The 19,924-nt window shown below is 60.8% G+C and carries 18 protein-coding genes; 8 read left to right on the top strand and 10 right to left on the bottom strand.

Annotated elements, in window-relative coordinates; genetic code table 11:
- The first annotated feature begins 2 nt into the window (after positions 1–2).
- The 5 genes from rsxD (at position 3) to gloA (ending at position 3,739) form a co-directional block, all read left to right on the top strand.
- Positions 3–1,055 (top strand): electron transport complex subunit RsxD, encoded by a 1,053-nt coding sequence (gene rsxD / locus ACW5W4_RS03365; RefSeq protein WP_456688408.1) that lies wholly within the window; start codon positions 3–5, stop codon positions 1,053–1,055.
- A 171-nt stretch (positions 1,056–1,226) separates the two neighbouring features.
- A complete protein-coding gene (gene rsxG / locus ACW5W4_RS03360; RefSeq protein WP_456688407.1) occupies positions 1,227–1,865 on the top strand; it encodes an electron transport complex subunit RsxG in 639 nt (212 codons plus the stop codon).
- Positions 1,862–2,581, top strand: a complete 720-nt coding sequence (locus tag ACW5W4_RS03355) for an electron transport complex subunit E (RefSeq protein ID WP_456688406.1) — start codon at positions 1,862–1,864, stop codon at positions 2,579–2,581. The genes rsxG and ACW5W4_RS03355 overlap by 4 nt, the downstream gene beginning before the upstream one ends.
- 23 nt (positions 2,582–2,604) lie before the next feature.
- A complete protein-coding gene (gene nth / locus ACW5W4_RS03350) occupies positions 2,605–3,246 on the top strand; it encodes an endonuclease III (RefSeq protein ID WP_456688405.1) in 642 nt (213 codons plus the stop codon).
- Positions 3,247–3,325: 79 nt separating this feature from the next.
- Positions 3,326–3,739, top strand: a complete 414-nt coding sequence (gene gloA, locus ACW5W4_RS03345) for a lactoylglutathione lyase (RefSeq protein WP_427262501.1) — start codon at positions 3,326–3,328, stop codon at positions 3,737–3,739.
- 72 nt (positions 3,740–3,811) lie between these two features.
- On the opposite strand, the gene ACW5W4_RS03340 is transcribed toward gloA, so the two are convergent.
- Positions 3,812–4,687 (bottom strand): flagellar protein MotY, encoded by an 876-nt coding sequence (locus ACW5W4_RS03340; protein WP_456688404.1) that lies wholly within the window; start codon positions 4,685–4,687, stop codon positions 3,812–3,814.
- Between the two features lie 68 nt (positions 4,688–4,755).
- Entirely contained in the window at positions 4,756–6,723 is a 1,968-nt protein-coding gene (locus ACW5W4_RS03335) for a methyl-accepting chemotaxis protein (RefSeq protein WP_456688403.1), read from the bottom strand.
- 146 nt (positions 6,724–6,869) lie between these two features.
- Between ACW5W4_RS03335 and rnt the strand changes: the two genes are divergently transcribed.
- The 3 genes from rnt (at position 6,870) to ACW5W4_RS03320 (ending at position 9,428) form a co-directional block, all read left to right on the top strand.
- Complete coding sequence (gene rnt, locus ACW5W4_RS03330; RefSeq protein WP_427262503.1) at positions 6,870–7,550, top strand: ribonuclease T; 681 nt, start codon at positions 6,870–6,872, stop codon at positions 7,548–7,550.
- 169 nt (positions 7,551–7,719) lie between these two features.
- Positions 7,720–9,042 (top strand): Na+/H+ antiporter family protein, encoded by a 1,323-nt coding sequence (locus tag ACW5W4_RS03325; RefSeq protein ID WP_456688402.1) that lies wholly within the window; start codon positions 7,720–7,722, stop codon positions 9,040–9,042.
- 140 nt (positions 9,043–9,182) lie between these two features.
- The gene (locus ACW5W4_RS03320) at positions 9,183–9,428 is read left to right on the top strand and encodes a hypothetical protein (RefSeq protein ID WP_456688401.1); all 246 of its coding nucleotides are present in this window, start codon (positions 9,183–9,185) and stop codon (positions 9,426–9,428) included.
- 122 nt (positions 9,429–9,550) lie between these two features.
- Here the strand turns inward: ACW5W4_RS03320 and ACW5W4_RS03315 are convergent, their stop codons facing one another.
- The 8 genes from ACW5W4_RS03315 to ACW5W4_RS03280 form a co-directional block, all read right to left on the bottom strand.
- Positions 9,551–10,309 (bottom strand): class I SAM-dependent methyltransferase, encoded by a 759-nt coding sequence (locus ACW5W4_RS03315; RefSeq protein WP_456688400.1) that lies wholly within the window; start codon positions 10,307–10,309, stop codon positions 9,551–9,553.
- A gap of 50 nt (positions 10,310–10,359) precedes the next feature.
- Positions 10,360–10,740: an STAS/SEC14 domain-containing protein gene (locus ACW5W4_RS03310; protein WP_456688399.1), complete on the bottom strand. Its 381-nt coding sequence runs from the start codon at positions 10,738–10,740 to the stop codon at positions 10,360–10,362.
- 309 nt (positions 10,741–11,049) lie between these two features.
- Positions 11,050–11,835, bottom strand: coding sequence for a M48 family metallopeptidase (locus ACW5W4_RS03305; protein WP_456688398.1), 786 nt, complete (start codon positions 11,833–11,835; stop codon positions 11,050–11,052).
- Between the two features lie 5 nt (positions 11,836–11,840).
- A complete protein-coding gene (locus tag ACW5W4_RS03300) occupies positions 11,841–15,167 on the bottom strand; it encodes a type I restriction endonuclease subunit R (protein WP_456688397.1) in 3,327 nt (1,108 codons plus the stop codon).
- Positions 15,164–16,180 (bottom strand): virulence RhuM family protein, encoded by a 1,017-nt coding sequence (locus ACW5W4_RS03295; protein ID WP_456688396.1) that lies wholly within the window; start codon positions 16,178–16,180, stop codon positions 15,164–15,166. Before ACW5W4_RS03295 ends, ACW5W4_RS03300 begins: the two co-directional genes overlap by 4 nt.
- Before the next feature lie 14 nt (positions 16,181–16,194).
- Complete coding sequence (locus ACW5W4_RS03290; protein WP_456688395.1) at positions 16,195–16,932, bottom strand: UPF0149 family protein; 738 nt, start codon at positions 16,930–16,932, stop codon at positions 16,195–16,197.
- Position 16,933: 1 nt separating this feature from the next.
- A complete protein-coding gene (locus ACW5W4_RS03285) occupies positions 16,934–18,169 on the bottom strand; it encodes a restriction endonuclease subunit S (RefSeq protein ID WP_456688394.1) in 1,236 nt (411 codons plus the stop codon).
- Positions 18,159–19,697 carry a type I restriction-modification system subunit M gene (locus ACW5W4_RS03280; protein WP_456688393.1) on the bottom strand — a complete coding sequence of 513 codons (1,539 nt, stop codon included), beginning with the start codon at positions 19,695–19,697 and terminating at the stop codon, positions 18,159–18,161. Before ACW5W4_RS03280 ends, ACW5W4_RS03285 begins: the two co-directional genes overlap by 11 nt.
- Positions 19,698–19,924: the final 227 nt, after the last annotated feature.

Raw genomic sequence — 19,924 nt, 5'->3', positions numbered from 1 at the left:
TCATGTTCACTATCGCGAGTGCCCCCTTCGCCCACAACCGCAAGCAGACCCAGACCCTGATGCTGCTGGTGATCCTGGCCTGCCTGCCCGGGCTCGCCGCCCAGGTCTGGTTCTTCGGCTGGGGCTCCGTCATCCAGATAGCCCTGGCCGCAGTCACCGCCCTTGGCTGCGAGGCCCTGGTGCTGCGCCTGCGCGCCCGGCCGATCAAGCCCGCCCTGCTAGATGGCAGCGCCCTGCTCACCGCCGTGCTGATAGGGTTGGCCCTGCCGCCCCTGCTGCCCTGGTGGATGACCCTGGTCGCCACCGCCTTCGCCATCATCATCGCCAAGCACCTCTATGGCGGCCTGGGCCAGAACCTGTTCAACCCGGCCATGGTGGCCTATGTGCTGCTGCTGGTCTCCTTCCCGGTACAGATGACCAGCTGGCTGCCGCCGTCCGACATCGCCGCCTACGGCATCGGCTTTGGGGATGCCGTCTCCACCATCTTCACCGGCTTCAGCCTGGACGGCTACAGCATGGCCCAGCTCAAGCAGGGGGTGGATGGCCTCACCATGGCCACGCCGCTCGATACCCTCAAGACGGGACTGGGCCAGGGGCTGACCGCGAGCGAGGTGATGACGCACTCCGTGTTCGAGGGTTGGGGCGGCATCGGCTGGAGCTGGGTCAACCTGGGCTACCTGCTGGGCGGCCTCTTCCTGCTGCAACAGAGGGTGATCGCCTGGCGCATCCCGGTGGCCATGCTGGCCAGCCTGTTTGCCGCCGCCACCCTGGGCTATCTCATCAGCCCGGATGCCACCGCCACCCCCATGTTCCACCTGTTTTCCGGCGCCACCATGCTGGGGGCCTTCTTCATCGCCACCGATCCGGTCAGCGCCTCGACCACGGCCCGGGGTCGTCTCATCTATGGCGCCCTCATCGGCGTGCTCATCTACCTCATTCGCCGTTTCGGCGGCTATCCGGACGCCATCGCCTTCGCCGTGCTGCTGGCCAACCTCTGCGTCCCCATGATTGACAGCCTGACCCGACCCACATCCTATGGGGAGCGCCGCAAGTGATAGCCGTGTTCCATGACGTGTTCCATGACGTCTCCCATGGCCGGCTCCCACGCCGTGCTGCTGGTCAACCTCTGCGTATCCCCGTGGAGATTGACAGCCTGACCCGTCCCACATCCTATGGGGATCGTCGCAAGTGACCCGTGTTTTCCCCCTCTCCCAAGGAGCGCCCCTATGCTGACCAGCATGCGCAACCATGGCCTCACCCTGGCGCTGTTTGCCCTCGTCTGCACCAGCGTCGTGGTGGCGACCCATCTGCTCACCCAGGACAAGATTGCCCACCAGCAGCAGCGGGAGAAGCTCAATACCCTGAGCGCCCTGCTGCCGGTTGGCAGTTATGACAACGATCTGGTGGCCAGCTGCAAGCGGGTCAGCAGCCCGCTGCTCGGCACCAGCCAGCCCATGCCCCTCTACACCGCCACCCTGGCCGGCCAGGTGACCGGCTACGCCATGGAGACGGTGGCGCCCGATGGCTACAGCGGCGCCATCCGCCTCATCGTCGGCACCGATGCCGGCGGCAAGGTCCAGGGGGTGCGGGTGCTGGCCCACAACGAGACCCCGGGCCTTGGCGACAAGATAGAGTTGAAAAAATCGGATTGGATTGAGAGCTTCGTCGGCAAGTTCCTCACCCGGGACAACGAGGCCAGCTGGGCGGTGAAGAAGGATGGCGGTGACTTCGATGCCTTCACCGGCGCCACCATCACCCCCAGGGCCGTGGTCAAGGCGGTTGCCAACCTGCTGCGTTTGCAACAGACTCACCCTGCCTTGTTGCAAGATGCGCCCCCCTGCGACGGGGCCGGAGAGAACCCATGAATCACCAACCCCAAGCGGGCGAGATCAAGGAGCTGATGCTCCAGGGCCTGTGGAAGAACAACCCCTCCCTGGTACAGGTGCTGGGGCTCTGCCCCACCCTGGCCGTCTCCTCCACCTTCACCAATGCCCTGGGGCTGGGGCTGGCCACCATGGCGGTGCTGATAGGCTCCAACCTGGCGGTCTCCCTGGTGCGTCACTGGGTGCCGCGGGATATCCGCATCCCCATCTATGTGATGATCATCGCCTCCCTGGTGACCTGCGTGCAGCTGCTGATGAACGCCTACACCTATGGCCTCTATCAGGCCCTTGGCATCTTCATCGCCCTCATCGTCACCAACTGCGTCATCATAGGCCGGGCCGAGGCCTACGCCTCCAAGCAGCCTCCCCTGCTGGCGGCCCTCGACGGCCTGATGATGGGGCTGGGCTTCACCCTGGTGCTGCTGTTGCTGGGGGCCATGCGCGAGATCATCGGCATGGGCACCCTGTTTGACGGCGCCGAGCTGCTGCTGGGTGACTGGGCCCGATCCCTGCGCATCGAGATCTTCTCCCACGACTCCGCCCTGCTGCTGGCGATCCTGCCCCCCGGGGGCTTCCTTGGCCTGGGGCTGCTCATCGCCGCCAAGAATGCCATCAACGACTGGCTGGGACGCAAGCAGGCGACCGAGCAGGCCCCTGGCAGCGTGCCGGCGCCGCGCGCCCGCGCCACCGAGCTATAGAAACGAAAGAGTGTGAGCAAGAGATGAACAACGACAAGCGCCGCCAGATCCTGATCCGGCTGCGGGAAGACAATCCGGCGCCCAGGACAGAGCTCAACTACAGCACGCCGTTCGAGCTGCTGATCGCCGTGCTGCTGTCGGCCCAGGCCACGGACGTGGGGGTCAACAAGGCGACCGCCAGACTCTATCCGGTCGCCAATACCCCGGCCGCCATCCTGGCCCTCGGGGTCGATGGCCTCAAGGAGTACATCAAGACCATAGGCCTGTTCAATACCAAGGCCGAGAACGTCATCAAGACCTGCGCCATCTTGCTCGAACGCCATGGCGGCGAGGTGCCGGAGAACCGCGAGGCCCTGGAGGCCCTGCCCGGCGTCGGGCGCAAGACCGCCAACGTGGTCCTCAACACGGCGTTTGGCTGGCCCACCATTGCCGTCGATACCCATATCTTCCGGGTGTCGAACCGCACTGGTCTGGCGGTGGGCAAGAACGTGGATCAGGTGGAAGAAAAACTGCTCAAGGTGGTGCCGGCCGAGTTCAAGCTGGATGTGCACCACTGGCTGATCCTGCACGGGCGTTACACCTGTCTGGCGCGCAAGCCGCGCTGTGGCTCCTGCATCATCGAAGATCTGTGCGAATACAAAGAGAAGGTTTATCCGGAGAGCTGACGGCGGCCCTGATATTCAACCGTTAGCCTCACGACCTAGATTGAAGGCAGTACCCATCACCAACCCGGAGAATTGAGCAATGAGAATGCTGCATACCATGCTGCGAGTGGGCGATCTGCAACGCTCCATCGACTTCTACACCCGCGTGCTGGGCATGACCCTGCTGCGCAAGAGCGAGAACAGCGAGTACAAGTACACCCTGGCCTTCGTCGGCTACGGTGACGAGAAGAGCGAGGCGGTCATCGAGCTGACCTACAACTGGGGCGTGAGCGAGTACGAGCTGGGCTCGGCCTATGGCCACATCGCCCTGGAAGCGGACGACATCTACGCCACCTGCGACGCCCTGCGCGCCGCCGGCGCCAAGATCACCCGCGAACCGGGCCCCGTCATGGGCGGCACAACCGTCATCGCCTTCGTGGAAGACCCGGACGGCTACAAGATTGAGCTGATCGCCAAGAAAGATGCCGGCCACGGCCTGGGGGAGAGCGTCTGACTGGCGCCCCTTCCCATCAAAAAGAGCGCCAAGGCGCTCTTTTTTCATCTCTGATGGCGACGGTCAGGGCAGTCAGATGGCGCCGCTACGCCCCATGCTGATCACCACGCGCCGGTTCTTGGCGCGCCCCTCCTCCGTCTCGTTGGAGGCGACGTGCTGCTTCTCCCCATGGCCTTCCACCGAGATCTTGCCCTCCTCCAGACCCAGGTCGAGGAACACCTTCTTGATGGCATCGGCCCGCTTCTCGGAGAGCTTCTGGTTCGGCCAGCGCCCGCCATAGCTGTCGCTGTAGGCGTCGATCACCACCACGTCTATGGTGCTGTCCGCCTTGATGAACTCCCCTATCATGGCGAGACGGCGCCGCGAGGCGGCGGAGAGGCGATCGCTGTTCTTGTCATAGGTGAGCACGCTGAAGGCGATGTCGTTGAAGCTGTAGGGCAAGAGGCCGTTCAGGCAATCCATGAAGGCCTGGTACTTGACCCGAAAGTTGACGCTGGAGAGGGAGACCCGCACCGCCCGGTTCTGGCGATACCAGTCCCGGTACTGGAAGGTGGGCATGCGGCCGCTCTCCAGCTCGTCGAGCATGGTCCAGGCGGTCTGGCCGTCCACCAGGCCGTCGAACTGCTTGAAGAAGCGGATCTGGCTGATGTCGCGCCCGGCCAGACCCGGACGCCAGCTGGCGGGCATGCTGCCCAGGCTCACCGTCTGGGTCTGCGCCTGCTGGCGCAGGCCGCTCAGTTCGAAGTCGAGGTTGATCTTGCGCCCGGCCCGGGTGACGAAGGCCCCGGTGCCCCACCCTGGGATGGGGTGCTCCAGGCGACACTCGATCTGGCTGTCGGCGGTCAGGCGCCAGACGGATTGATCCAGGCCGGCACCGAATTCGGTGACCCCCGCCTGCAACTGCATGCTCACCGACATGCCGACCAATCCCACAATCCAAGCGTTCAACTGCCTGCCCTCCATACCGTCTCGGATTATCTATCGGCAGAGGCAGGACAAGCTTTAGGGCAAAACCCTCAACGGGGAGTCTCCATCAACTTGAAGCTGGCGATGCGCCCCGCCAGCTCGCGGGCCAGCTGATCCAGCTCGGCGCTGTTGCGCTGCAGCATGTCGGAGTGCTGGCGATGGGCCTCGTACACCTCGCGAATGGTCATCACGTTGTGCTGGATGTCGTCCGTGACGTAGCGCTGCTGCTCGGTGGCGGTGGCCACCTGGGCGCTCATGTCGCTCACCTTGCTCACCTCGCTCACGATGTGGCCCAGCTCGCTCCCCGCCCGCCTGGCCTCGGTCACGCTCAGGCCCGCCTGCTCGCTGCCCAGGTGCATGGCGGTCACCGCCTGGAGGGCCCCCTGGCGCAGGCGATCCAGCATCTGCGCTATGTCATCCGCCGCCTGCTGGGTGCGGGAGGCAAGGGCCCTCACCTCTTCGGCCACCACGGCAAAGCCACGGCCGGACTCACCGGCACGGGCCGCCTCTATGGCCGCGTTGAGGGCCAGCAGGTTGGTGCGATCCGAAATCTGCTTGATGAGGCTCAAGGCCTCGCCGACCGACTCCGTCTCTGCCTGCAGATTGTCCACCAGCTGCCGGGTATCGACCAGGGTGCCCGCCACCTGCTCGATGGCATCTATGGTCTGCACCACCTCCTTGTCCCCCTGATGGGCCCGGCCGATGGCCTGCTGGGTCGCCAGGGAGGTCTGGGTGGCATTGCGCGCTATCTCGGCCACCGTCGAGGCCATCTCGGTGGCGGCGGTCGCCACCAGATCCACCTGGCCAAACCCCCTGGCCACACCGGCGTTGACCTCCGCTATCACGCCGGCCGAGGCGGCGGCGCTGCGGGCCAGCACCTCGCAGGAGCGGCGCACCGCCAGCAGCAAGCCTTCGAGATGGGCGAGAAAGTGGTTCAGATCCCGCGCCAGGGCCCCCAGCTCGTCCCCGGAGTGCCAGTCGACCCGCACCGTCAGATCGTTATCCTGCACCAGTCCCTTGAAGGTCTGGTGCAGCGCCATGAACCCCAGATGCAGACTCCGCACCACCCGCCAGCAGACCAGGGTGGTCAGCACCACGCACAGCAGCACCCCGAAGGCGGCCCAGCCAAGATCCCTGGCGCTCTGGGCCCGCATCTGCTCGACCCGGTCAAACAGCTGCTGATAGAGGCGATCCTCGCTCTCCTTGAGCAGGGCTATCTTGTCTGTGCTCAGGGCAAACCAGGCCTCGGCATCGATGCCAAACCCGCCGCTGGCCGCCTTGTCCAGCGCCAGGGTCTCCATGGCCGCCACCTTGGCCACCACAGGCGAGGCCAGGCTGTCGGCCAGCAGCTGGCGCTGAGCCGGGCTCGCCACCGCCTGGAAACGTTCGAGATAGGTCTGCTGGGCCGCCAGCAGGGAGATGAACTGCTGCAACAGCGCCGGGGTGAAGTTGTCGCGGGCGAACACATTGCTCAGTGTGGCCCGCTCCAGCCCCATCCGCTCCTTGCTCTGCAAGAAGGCGGCGTAGGCATTGGTCTGCAGCGCTATGGTGGCGTCCTGGCTGTTGAGGCTCACCCCGTCCACCACCGCCAGCAGCCGGGTGATGAGGCGGGTATAGACGCCGACCTGCTCCGCCACCTCGACCCCCAGGGCATCGACCCGCTCACGGATGGCTGTCAGGCCCGCCAGCTCCTGCTGCACCTGCGGCAGCGCCAGCAGGGCGGGATCCTGGCGAAAACGCACCAGCAGGGTGTCGACCACCTTGCGCTGGGTCGGCAGGGCATCGCCAAACTTGCCTCCGCCAGAGCCGAGGAAACCGGCGGACATGCCGCGCTCCTTTTGCAGCTCATGGGCCAGCTGCGCCGCCTCTCGCACCACATGGAGCGCAGCCAGCGCCTGACTCATCTCCTGCTCGACCCGGTAACGCTCGTAGACGTATCGACCGGAAAAAAACAACAGGGCCAGCAGTGGCAGACAGACCACCAGCACCATCTTGTGCGCCAATCCCAGCTTTCTCATCGTGTCTTCCCATCCTTGGTTGAAGTGGCCAATTATAAGCACAAGCCCCCCCATCACATCCATCCTCTCGCTCATGACGGTGCAGGAGGGACAAGGGCCCGCTTTTTTGCCATAATGCCGCCTCATTTCAAGCCGACCGAGATCCCATGACCGACGCCGTTAACACTCTCAAAGGCCGTTTCCGAGGCTTTTACCCCGTCGTCATCGATGTTGAAACCGCCGGATTCAATGCCAAGACGGATGCCCTGCTCGAGATTGCCGCCTACACCCTCAAGATGGACGAGGCCGGCTGGCTGATCCCCGATCAGATCTTCCACTTCCACGTCGCGCCCTTCGAGGGGGCCAACCTGGAGAAGGCGGCGCTGGAATTTACCGGCATCGACCCCTACAACCCGCTGCGCGGCGCCGTGGACGAGAAGGAAGCCCTCACCGAGATCTTCAAGGGGATCCGCAAGGGCATGAAGGAACAGGATTGCAACCGCGCCATCGTCGTGGCCCACAATGCCCCCTTCGACCATGGCTTCGTCATGGCCGCCGCCGAGCGCGCCGGGCTCAAGCGCAATCCGTTCCACCCCTTTGCCACCTTCGACACCGCCGCCCTCTCGGGCCTGGTGCTGGGTCAGACGGTGCTCGCCAAGGCGTGCCAGAGCGCCCGCATCCCGTTTGACAACAAGGAGGCCCACTCCGCCCTCTATGACACCGAGCGCACCACAGAGCTCTTCTGTCATATCGTCAATCGCTGGAAGGCTCTGGGGGGCTGGCCCCTGGCCGAGGCCGAAGATGGAGTGGATGAGGCCGCCCAGGGCGCGGCGGCATCCGGACAATAGTCCTGCGCTGACCCTGTCGGCAAGGGCGGCGTCGGCCCCCTTTCTTGATGTCGGTCAGTCAGCATGATTCAACGGTTTGCGTGAATTTTTACTCGACTTTTTGGCCAGTTTTCGCAAACTAACGCCCTTTCACACGCCAGACAACAACGCATCATTATAAGGAAGTCACATGAATCCTGTTGTTATCGCAGTCTCGCTGATGCTGGTGCTCAGCCTGCTGCGGATCAATGTGGTCGTCTCACTGTCGGTCAGCGCCATCGTCGGCGGCCTGGTCGGCGGTCTCTCCCTCGAACAGACCCTGAGCACCTTCAGCGGCGGCCTGGGGGGCGGCGCCGAAATCGCCCTCGCCTACGCCATGCTGGGGGCCTTCGCGGTGGCCATCTCCCGCTCCGGCATCACGGATCTGCTGGCCCGCAAGGTGATAAGCCAGCTTGGCAAGGATGCGAGCCACTCCCGGGTGCTCTGGGTCAAGACCCTGCTGCTCACCTCTGTGCTGGCGGTCTCCGTCGCCTCCCAGAACCTGATCCCGGTCCACATCGCCTTCATCCCCATCCTGATCCCGCCGCTGTTGCACGTGATGGCGCAGATGAAGATCGATCGGCGCCAGGTGGCCTGCGTCATCACCTTCGGCCTGACCGCCACCTACATGCTGCTGCCGGTCGGCTTTGGCGGCATCTTCCTCAACAACATCCTGGCCAAGAACCTCATCGACAATGGCGTCACCCTGGTCAACAGCCAGATCCCCACGGCCATGGCGTTGCCGGTGTTTGGCATGTTCCTCGGCCTGCTGGTCGCCGTCTTCATCAGCTATCGCAAGCCGCGCCAGTATGATCTGACCAAGATCCTGGCCGCCGAGCCGGAGACGGTCACCCTCAACCTGACCCACATCTGGGTCGCCCTGGTCGCCATCGCCGTCGCCCTTGGCTTGCAGCTCTACACCGACAGCATCGTCCTGGGCGCCCTGGCCGGCTTCATCATCTTCACCTGCGGCGGTGTCATCAAGTTTCGCGAGAGTCAGGATGCCTTCACCCAGGGGGTGCGCATGATGTCCCTCATCGGCTTCATCATGATCTCCGCCGCCGGCTTCGCCGCCGTGATGAAGGAGACTCAAGGGGTCGAGAGCCTGGTGCAGTCCGTCGCCGGCCTCATCGGCCACAACAAGGGGGTCGCCGCCTTCCTGATGCTGCTGGTGGGTCTGCTCATCACCATGGGGATAGGTTCCTCCTTCTCCACCGTGCCCATCATAGCGACCATCTATGTGCCGCTCTGCCTGCAATTTGGCTTCTCCCCCATGGCCACCATCGCCCTGATCGGCACCGCCGGCGCCCTGGGGGATGCGGGCTCCCCCGCCTCCGACTCCACCCTGGGCCCCACCTCGGGTCTCAACGCGGATGGCCAGCACGACCATATCTGGGACTCCGTCGTGCCCACCTTCATCCACTACAACATCCCGCTGATCCTGTTTGGCTGGGTCGCCGCCATGGTGCTCTGATCCAGGCCTCAACCAAGGTTCCCTCTCAAACCCTCGCCCTGCGAGGGTTTTTCGTCTCCAGGGTGGCGGCCAGAGTCAGGGAAGAGGAGCGCCCGGCAAGGGGCCTCTATACTTCCACTGACCCACAAGGAGAGAACGTCATGAAACCTGCGTACTGGCTGATCCCCCTGCTGTTTAGCGCCAATGCCCTGGCGTTTCACTGCCCGGCCGACATGAAACAGATAGACGACGCCCTGGCGACAGGGCCGGCAATCAGCGCCGAGCAGCTGGCCGAGGTGAAGACCCTGAGGGCCGAGGGTGAGACCCTGCACCAGGCGGGCAGGCATCAGGAGTCCGTCGATACCCTGGCCAAGGCCAAGGCGCTGCTCGGCATCGACAAGACCTGATCCCCTCGTGAGCAGACCAGAAAAAGCCCTCACCGATCCGGCGAGGGCTTTTTCATGGCGGGATCCGGCCAACTCACAGCACCGGGCAGCCCCAGATCGGACAGGAGGACGTCCCGGCGGCGTCAGTCGCCCTCGGCCCGGCCGCTGTAGACCAGGGTGCTGTAGTGGAAGCCAATCTGGCCGTTCACCCTATGGCGGTCAAACTCGCGGCGGATGAGCGCCGTCATCTCGTCATGGGCCCGGGTGCCGGCCACGGGCGCATAGGAGGAGGAGTTGAATCGCCCCAGTACGCCGTCCAGATCGAACCACTGGCTATTGTCGAAGCGACTGAGCCGATACTCCCCCTCGAAGAAGGCCCGAAAATCCGCCTCCCCCAGGTTGCGGTGGTTCACCTCCTCATAGTCTGCCGAGTAGGCCCGCAGCCCCGCCTCATAGGCCTGAAGGAAGGGGGTATTGCACAGCCTGTCGTTCCAGATCAGGGCAACCCGGCCACCAGGCCTGAGCAGGCGCCGGCATTCGGCCTTGAAGGCGACCCGATCGAACCAGTGAAACGCCTGGGCCACTGTGATGAGATCCAGCGAGCCCGTCGCCAGACCGGTGGCCTCGGCGCTGCCGCGGGACCAGCCGACGTTGTCAGCCCCCGCCAGCAGCGCCTCGGCGGCGGCGCGCATTCCGTCATTGGGCTCCACCGCCCACACCCGCGCCACCCTGGGGGCGAGCAGGGCGGTCAAGATGCCGGTGCCCGCCCCTATGTCGGCCACCTGGGCCTTCGGCCCCATGGCAAGCTCGCTTGCCAGAAAGTCCAGCATGGCGGCCGGATAGCCGGGTCGATACTTCGCATAGGCCTCGACCCGGCTCGAGAATCGTTCGCTGTTGTCCAATGGTCTGCTCCTGTTCGTTCACAAAAAGAGGGCGAAAGAGTGGGCAAGCGTTACTGCGTCAGCCAGTCGATGGCGGCACCCTCCTCCTCGAAGGCCCGCACCTCCCCCGAGATAAACCAGCCGCCGACGCGGGCCGCCAGTCCCTGCCAGCCCGGCTGGCCATAGAGGGCTATCTTGCCAAATGCATGGCCATGTTTGAGCCCAAGCTTGAGATCGTCCCAGGCGGCGCGCAGCTCCCACCCCTCCAGCTCACGGGCATCGAGCAGCACCCTCACTCCCTGCCCCTCGACCCGGCTCAGGGCCGCCTCCAGCATGGGGGTGATGGCCAGATAGTCCTCATGACTGAGTCTGCCGACCGCCTTGATCGAAATAAAGGAGACATCCCCCACCCGTGCCAGCCCCAGGGTCAAACCATGTTGTTGCATCTTCATCCCCCCTGCCTCCATGCATGGCCGCCACCCGGCCGCCCCTGGTTTGACTCTAACCCACGACGAAGAGACGGTCATGGCCCGAGGAGAAAGCACAACCGGATACTGCCGCCAGACGCACGTTCGAGGCCAGGATACTGATGGGCAAGATAGATATCGCCGCCATCGAGGCGGCGCGCCTGATCAACCGTCTGCGGGCGCCACAAACGACAAGGCCACCCGCAGGGGTGGCCTTGTCACTGCATCCACACCAAAAAAACAGCCCGACAAGGGGGTGCCTGCCGGGCTGTAGGTGACTGACTATCAGATAACTCACGTCAACAAGCGGTTCGCCATGCCATCCAGCAGTTCTTTGGTTTTTTCCCAACCTGGCATCACCTGGTTCATCAGCCGGTAAAAGTGCTCGCTGTGGTTGTGCTCGGCGATATGGCAGAGCTCGTGCAGGATCACGTAATCGATGCACTCGCGGGGCGCTTTGACCAGATGGGGGTTGAGCGTGATCCGGCCATGGGGGGAACAACTCCCCCACTGGGTCTGCATGGTCAGGATGCGCAGTGGCGGACGCTCGGTGACCCAGATGGCCTGATCGAGCATGGCGTTGAGGCGTCTGGCAAACACCTCTTTGGCACGGGCCTTGTACCAGTCAGCCAGCAGAGCCTGGACTTTCCCGGCGCTCTTTGCGCTATCAGTGACGGGACTCCTGACCGACACCTCCAACTTGCCGCGTAGCATCTTGACCCCCTGCACGGCATCAGGTGCCGCTATCACCTTGAGCAGGTACTGCTTGCCGAGATAATAGTGACTTTCCCCACTGATGTACTGGCGTGGGGTGACGTGCTCCAACTGCTGGCGAAAGTCGCGTAACTGCTCGTAGATCCAGCGTCCGCGCTGCTTGACCGCTGCGAGTACCGCATCATCACCCGCCTCAAGCGGCGCAGAGACCACGACGCGGCAATCGGGATGCACCTTGATAAGTACCTTGCCGCTAGCCTGTCTCCGTTGCACCCGCTCGAAGGCGATCAGTTCATCGCCGTAGCGAAAGCTAAAGGATGGAGCTGGAGCCTGAGCATCACCCTTGGCCCGAATAGGCACATTCATTCCGATCAGACTCCGCTCAAGCCAACGCGGGTGATCTGCACCACCATCTCGACGATCTTCTTGGCCTGCTCCATGCCGCTGCCGATGGCTTTGCACTCCTGGAACATGCGCGGCAGCAGTTGCTTGCGAATACCCGCCTCGATGTTCTGCGGGTTGATGGAGTGCTCGGCCACCGACGCATCCACGACCGTATCGATCTCGAAGGCCAGCGCTATCCATTTGTCCTCTACCTGACTGTCGGTGATGGCAAACACTTCCGGCAGCACCTTCTTGAACACCCCAAAGTAGGCCTGCGCATGGCGATGACCGGTAAAGACATCAGGCATGTCACCAAGACGCCGCTCCTGCACCTGCTCTTCGAACTCCCGAAACAGCATGTACTGCTTGAGCGGGTGTTCGAACAGCTTCTCCGCATCAAGGATGGCCTGGCGCAGCAACTTGGAGAAGGCTTCCTGGGCATAAGGGTCGCCCTGCAGCTCCTGCTCAATCATGCGAGTAACGCGGGTCTTGATGATGTCGGTCTCGTTGCGGGTCTTGTTCTCGCTCCACTCTTCTGGCTGTTTCTGGCCCATCTTGCCGACTTCGTAGACGCCACCCGGCTCTTTAACCTCCACACCGACCACATGTTTATCCAGCAGCTTCTTCACCTGCTCGGCGTACTCGTCGTAATCAACCTTTTCGCCAGCATCCTGCTGCACCAGTTGGCGCAGGCTGGAGAGCTGTTTCACCGTCTCCTTGTAGTGACGGCGATCCGCCTCGCTAAAGGCGCTGTCTTCAAAGAAAGAGGCCGACTGCAACGCGACTTTCAGGCAGCTGGCAAACGCCGTGAGCGCCTCGTAGAAGTCTTCGCGCACCTTGAGGTTCACATCCACCAGTTCGCCCTTCTCCCCTTCCCCGTTCGGGGCCTCCTCCATCCTGGGCACCAGCACCTGGCGCAACTGCTCGATATCCTGCTTGTTCTTCACCCCGGCGAAGATACCCCACAGGGTCTGGTAGAGCTGAGGCAGCCGCTTATATTCGGTGCCCATCTGGTTGTAGAGACCTTTGAGGTCATCCACGTCATAGCCACCCTGAGTACGGGAGGCGAGATCCTGATACTTGCCGATGGTGGTATCGAGTTCTGCCAAAATGCCGCGATAGTCAATAAGCAGGCCAAACTGCTTCTTCGGGTGCAGCCGGTTGACCCGCGCAATCGCCTGGATCAGGTTGTGCTCTTTCAACGGTTTGTCGATATAAAGCACGGTGTTCTTTGGCTCATCGAAGCCGGTCAGCAGCTTGTCCACCACGACCAGCAACTTGAGGGGGTCATTCTCATCGGCAAAGCGTTCGATAAGCGCCTTGAAATACACCTGCTCATCCCCAGAACCAAAGAAAGCACCGACATTCTCCTTCCACCATTGGGTAACCAGCGGAGTGGTCGATTCATCCACCTCGGTGTTGCCTTCGCGGCTGTCGGGTGGGCTCATCACCACTGCAGATTCGAACAGCCCTGCCTCATCGAGGTACTTTTTATAGAGCACCGCCGAGGCCTTGCTGTCACAGGCCAGCTGACCCTTGAGCCCCTCGTCGATGTTATTGGCAAAGTGACTGGCGATATCGAACGCAATGAGCTTGATGCGATCTTCCGCGCTGTAGATCTCGCCCTTGCGGGCGAATTTGCGTTTCAGATCGGCCTGCTGCTGTTCGTTTAACCCCTGGGTGATGCGGTCAAACCAGCTGTCGATGGCCCGCTCGTTCACCTCCAGATCGGGGATACGCTCCTCATAGAGCAGCGGGGTCACCGCCTTGTCCAGGGCCGCCCGCTGCATGGTATAGGCATGGACGATGGGGCCAAACTTGTTGGTGGTCTTGTCATCCTTGAGCAGCGGCGTACCGGTAAAGGCGACAAAGGCGGCATTGGGCAGCGCCTGCTTCATGCGAATATGGTTCTCGCCCCCCTGGCTGCGATGACCCTCGTCGATCAGTACGATAAGGTCCGGGCTCTTGTTGATGCATTCCGGCAACTTGGTGGCTGAGTTGAACTTCTGAATAAGCGAGAAGATGATGCGCTCGCTACCCTTGCCGATCTGCTGCGCCAGACGCTTGCCCGAGGTGGCCATGGCCGCCTCTTTATCTTTCTTGCCAGCGAGTTCACCGCTGGAGGCGAAGGTCTTGCTGAGCTGGCTCTCCAGATCCACCCGGTCGGTCACCACCAGCAGGCGACACTGTTTCAAACTGTCGTGCAGGATCAACGCCTTGCTAAGGAATACCATGGTGAACGACTTGCCCGAGCCGGTGGTGTGCCAGATCACCCCGCCCTCACGGCCACCCGTGGCATTTTTTTGATTGATCCGCTCGATAAGGCGCTTGATGCCAAACACCTGCTGATAGCGGGCGACTATCTTGCCCGCCTTCTTGTCAAACAGGGTGAACAGCCGGGTCATCTCCAGCAGCCGATCCGGGGAGAGCAGGCTGATGAGCAAGCGGTCCTGATCGCTGACAGCCAGCTCGCCAGCCGCAATCAGCGTCTGATACCAGTCCAGATCGGCGGCAGGTCGGTGGCCAAACAGGGCAGAGCGTTGTTCGGATGAGAGCGGCTGATTCTTGATGGCCGTCATCGCACCATCACCGATGTCCTCCTCGCGCCAGGCGGCCCAGAAGGTCTCCGGCGTACCGCAGGTGCCATATCGACCCTCGATACCATTGATGGAGAGCAGCAACTGGCTATAGGCAAACAGCAGCGGGATCTCGCCCTGGCGCTGGTTGCGCAGGCTCTGGGAGATCCCCTCCTTGATGGTCGGCCCTTTTTTGGCGTTGCCATCCGGGCGCTTGGCCTCGATCACTACCAAGGGCAAGCCGTTGACGAAGCAGACGATATCGGGGCGGCGATGCTCTTGAAACGAAGAACCGATACCACCTGAACGAGTGACTCGAAACTCCTCGGTAAAGGTAAAGCGGTTGTTGTGCGGGTGATACCAGTCAATCAGGGGGATGGTGGGGCTCACCTTCTTGCCATCGACAAACTCGGTGACCGACATGCCGTAGAGCAGGTGGTTATAGAGCCGCTCGTTGGCCGCCTGCAAGCCTTCATTGAGCGCAGGACTGCACAGTTCGCTCACCAGATTGTCCACCGATTTGGCTGACAGCGGATGGGTTTTGCCTGCAAACACAAAGGTGCGCTCGGCCAGCACGCTGCGCAGTTGTTGGCGCATCACCACCTGATCGGGTTTGCCATCCCGCGCCGCCAGCGCCTGCTCCGGGGAGAGAAAGGTCCAGCCCAGCTGAGTCAGCAGGGTCAGGGCCGGGATCTTGGCGCTGTACTCTTCTTGGAATTTCGGGATGGGTTGTATCATTGCTCGCCCTTCTTTTGGCTTGGCGGCTGCCATTTCAACAACGCAGCAATGTCCTGTTCACCCTGTAGCTCTTTTAACTGCCGCTGCTGCTTGGCGTAACGCGCGTATTCGGCTTCCGCCTTGTTTTCTGCTTGCTGCTTGCTGACATGCCCTGCCCCGCTGAGAATGTCACGATCGTTGAACGTCAAGAATTGGTCCAGCTTGATCTGCCAGTCTTGCAGGAATATCTGCTGGCGCCGCTCGGCCTGATCTTCGGCAAAATCCAGCCACATGACGACGATGCGGTTCAGTTCCCTGATTTCGCGTTCTGTCAGGTAGTTTTTGGCGTTGGTAATATCACCCTTGCGAACCTCTGCTCCCTTGACGGTCATCAGGCCCATATTGGGTTTATCGGCATCGACCCGCTGATGGATAAGTTCAGCAGCGGTGAGGCCGGAACAGGCAAAATGCAGCTTGTTCTGGATGATCTGAAAGAAACGGGTGGTCTCCTTGAAAGAGGGCTGATAGTCGGCCGCTAGCGCAAAGATTTCACGCACCCGCAGATAGACGCGCCGCTCACTGGCACGGATGTCCCGGATCCGCTCCAACAATTCATCAAAGTAATCCGGCGCTATCGACGTGCCGGCCGATGGATTCTTCAGGCGCTCGTCATCCATCACGAAGCCCTTGGTCAGATACTCGCCCAGGGTGCGGGTGGCCCACTGCCGAAATTGGGTGCCACGGGTCGAACGCACCCGGTAGCCAATAGCGACGATCATGGGCAGGGCATAAAGCAGTGTCAGATACTCTTTTCCATCGGCGGCAGGTGTAAACTTGCGGTTTACAACTGCCCCCTCAGCCAGCTCCCCCTCTGACAAGATGGCCTTCGCATGCTTGCCGATGTTCTGTTTACTGGTCTGGTAGAGCTCGGCCATTTCCTGCTGGGTTAGCCATACTTGGCCCCCCAGCTCGCGTAGCACTAGATGGGATTCGCCGTCATCTGTGGTGTAGAGGATCAGATCGTTTTCGTTCATCCCACGCTCCCCTTTCAGTGCAAACAGCACTGCTTGAATTTCTTGCCGCTGCCACAGGGGCATCGCTCATTGCGCCCGACCTTGGCGGCGGCGTTGGCCGGCAGGATGGTCGAGAGTGCTGACGCGAGTGCGGCTACCGGCATCGTATTTGCCCCCTGCAGGGCCTGAAAATGGCCGTGCAGCCGCAGCGCGGCGGGGGCCACCTCGGCCACGCTCTGTTGGTATTGCGTCAGCGAGAGACGGGTCAACTGCGCCAGCTGCTCATCACTGCCATGCAGGCGAATAAGCGCCAGCGCCTCTTGCAGCGCGGATTCCTGCTCGGATTTTTGTTCGGATTGCTGCCCGGGCAGTAGTTCGGGCCAGTTGCCCAATGCCACGCCGCGCAGATAACCCGCACACCACCATTTGGCGATCTCGATGGGGGGCTCCATATTGGGGGCAAGGGTAAAAATGGGCTCGAACTCGTCATGCTGCTCGGTAAGGGCATAGGAGAGGAATGCCAACTGGATCATCACCTGTTGCATAAAGCGATCCCGCTCGGCCCGATCACGCCATGCGGGCTCGACCCCACCCCAGATGGCGAGCCACCAGCGGTCCATGGGCGGCTGCTGTGGGCTGGAGATAACGGCGGTCAGAAAGCCATCCAGCTCGGAGAGGTTGCGAATGGCATTGGCGTTGCCATATTCGCGCAAGCGCGCTTCCAGCCAGCGGTTCTCCGCCTCATCGGCGGCATCTATCATGAGTGGGTTCATCTTAAGCGGCCTCCTCGACCTTGACCCGCCGTTTGCCGGTCAGCAGTTGTTGCATCAATGCCTTTTTCTCTTGCTTTAGGGCATCACGTTTCTGTTGAAGTGCGTCGATAGAGGCATCACAGTTATTTAGAATCTCAGAAATTTTAACTTGCTCATCATAACAAGGGCAATAAACACAGAGACCAGACACATCAGATGAGTTAATGGCTGGATAATTTGTTCCTACAACGAGAGAATTGATTTGCCCAGTAATATGAGCACTAAAAAGGCAGTGGTATATATAATCACCACAGGTACCATTTTTGGGCGTAAGAACAGAAAACCCTGTTGAAGCTATGCAATTCTCATGATGATGAGAAATTTTAGCGAACCCCTTTAGATTTGGTCGAACAGTCGATAGTAAAATATCTCCATATTTTACCACTCTCCGAGCACGACTAGGCGCATTTTTGTATACGTGACGCTCTAAAACTGAACCAATCCGTCCTAACTCCACATCAGAAAGAGATATGTAATCAAATGCAAAATCTGGGGCTATTTTTGTTCCTAGGTTTTTGGCATCTATCTTTAATAGATCGGAGAAGTGATATCGTTTAAACGCCCCAGAGTATCCACCTAGGCGTTTTTTACCGGTGAGTAATTGCTGCATCAACGCCTTTTTCTGCTGCTGGCTATTGGCCAGCAGTTGCTCGGTGGTGGTGATGGCCTTGTCCCAAGTGGAGAGGATTTGGGCTATTTTATTTTGCTCTGGGTAGGGTGGTACCGCGATTTTTAACTTTTTGAAATACGGCAACCCAATAGTCTTAATGGTTGAGCCAACAGCTTGACGTTCAAACTCAGCCTTATTCAACTGAAGCCAGTTATACAAAAACCAACTATTTAGTATTTCCTTGTTGTCGCACTTCCATGCAATAAAGTGTTGGCTAACTGCCATAGGCACAGCCATTACACCACTTTTTCCTATACCTGCATCGCGAGATAAAACGACAGTCTCTGCTGGATGCAGCTCCGCTGAACTATTAGCTATTCCAGCTTCAGATATCTCATTATCAGTTTGATGAACATAGCCTTGGTCTAAGCGGTGGCTATCTGCCAGAGAAATCCATTTAATGCCTCCATTCCAGTACTGCGGAAAAGATTTACTAGGCGTATGACCGCTACAACGGGTTGAAAATTTGTCTAATAGATCGTATTTCCATCCAGCCGGAAGACTGTCTTTAGCTAAACTACGCGCCATATCCCAACTCCTTCAGATACTGGGCCATCTCGGTTTCCAGCTCGGCCAGTTGGGTTTTTAGCAGCTCGCGCTCGGCACGTACCGCCAGCAGATCGATCTCCTCTTCCTCCTCGAAGGTATCCACATAGCGAGGGATATTGAGGTTGTAGTCGTTCTCCTTGATCTCTTTAAGCGAGGCGAGATAGGCGTATTTATCGACATTGCCGCCGTTGCGATAGGTGGCGACGATTTTGGCGATATTGTCCGGGCTCAGCAGGTTCTGATTTTTACCCGCCTTGAAGTCGCGGCTGGCGTCGATAAACAGCACATTGTCGTCCACCTTCTGCTTTTTAAAGATCAGGATGGCGGCGGGAATGCCGGTGCCGTAGAAGAGCTTCTCCGGCAGGCCGATCACCGCATCGAGCAGGTTTTCGTCGATCAACTGCTGGCGAATTTTCCCCTCGCTGGAGCCCCTAAACAGCACGCCGTGAGGCACCACCACCCCCATGCGGCCGCCTTTTTGTCCACGAGAAGCCGGTTTCAGGGTTTCAATCATATGGAGGATAAAGGCGTAATCTCCCTTGGTCTTGGGCGGGAGCCCGCGCTTGAAGCGACCGAACTTATCGTTCCCCGCCTCCTCATAACCCCATTTGTCCAGCGAAAAGGGCGGGTTGGCGGTCACGATATCAAAGCGCATCAGATCGCCGTTAATATCCAGCAGCTTGGGGTTGCGGATGGTGTCGCCCCACTCGATCTTGTGGTTGTCTTCCCCGTGCAGGAACATGTTCATCTTGGCCAGCGACCAGGTAGAGCCGATGGCCTCCTGCCCGTAGAGGGCGTAGCGCTTCTCGCCATGGTTTTCCACCACCTTGCGGCCGCACTTCATCAAGAGCGACCCCGAGCCACAGGCCGGATCGCAGATGGTGTCGCCCGGCATCGGCTCCAGCAGCTCGGCGATGAGATCGGAGACTTCCGGCGGGGTATAGAACTCCCCCGCCTTCTGGCCGCCGCTGGCGGCGAAGTTCTTGATGAGATACTCATAGGCGTTGCCGATCACATCCAGGGTGCCGACCCGGCTGGGCTTGAGGTTGAGCTCATCCTTGGCAAAGTCTTCCATCAGGTGGCGCAGTATGGTGTTCTTCTGCTTCTCTTCGCCGAGGCGGTCGGTGTTGAAGCTGATGTCCTGAAACACGCTCTTGCCCGCATCTTTGAGCTTGCTGCCATTGGCCTCTTCGATGGCGTGCAGCGCCTGATCGATCCGCTCGCCGTTGCCCGGCTCGTGACGACGCTCGAACAGGCTGTAGAAACTGGCCTGTTTGGGCAGCACGAAGCGCTCGTTTTTAAGCATCTCTTCAATGAGCTCCGGCGCGTCACCGTACTGCGCCTGATAGCCGTCGTAGTGATCCTGCCAGACATCTGAGATGTATTTCAGGAACAGCATGGTAAGCACGAAGTCTTTATAGGTATCGGCGCTGATGGTGCCCCGGAAGGTATCGCAGGCAGACCAGAGGGCCTTGTTGATATCGTCCTGGTTTATCGAGGTAGTCATAAGTCACAATTCCTTGGGCAGTGGCCGGATAAACGGGAAAGCGCTGGCGCTTGAGCGGGGTGCTGGAGTGATCGTTCAAGCCCGCTGGCCGCCATGGCAGGCACTCTTTTTCGAGCGCTGTTCGGCTCTGTTCGTTGCTGCGTTGCAGTTCGTGTTGCAGCAGCGGCTGCGCTTTGCGCATGGTGATGATGACCTGCTGGGTTGCCAGCATCGGATAGCAATGGGAT

The sequence above is a fragment of the Aeromonas crassostreae genome, from assembly GCF_054052445.1.
The sequence above is the reverse complement of the archived record's forward strand: the minus strand, read 5'-3'. Positions and strand labels throughout refer to the sequence as shown.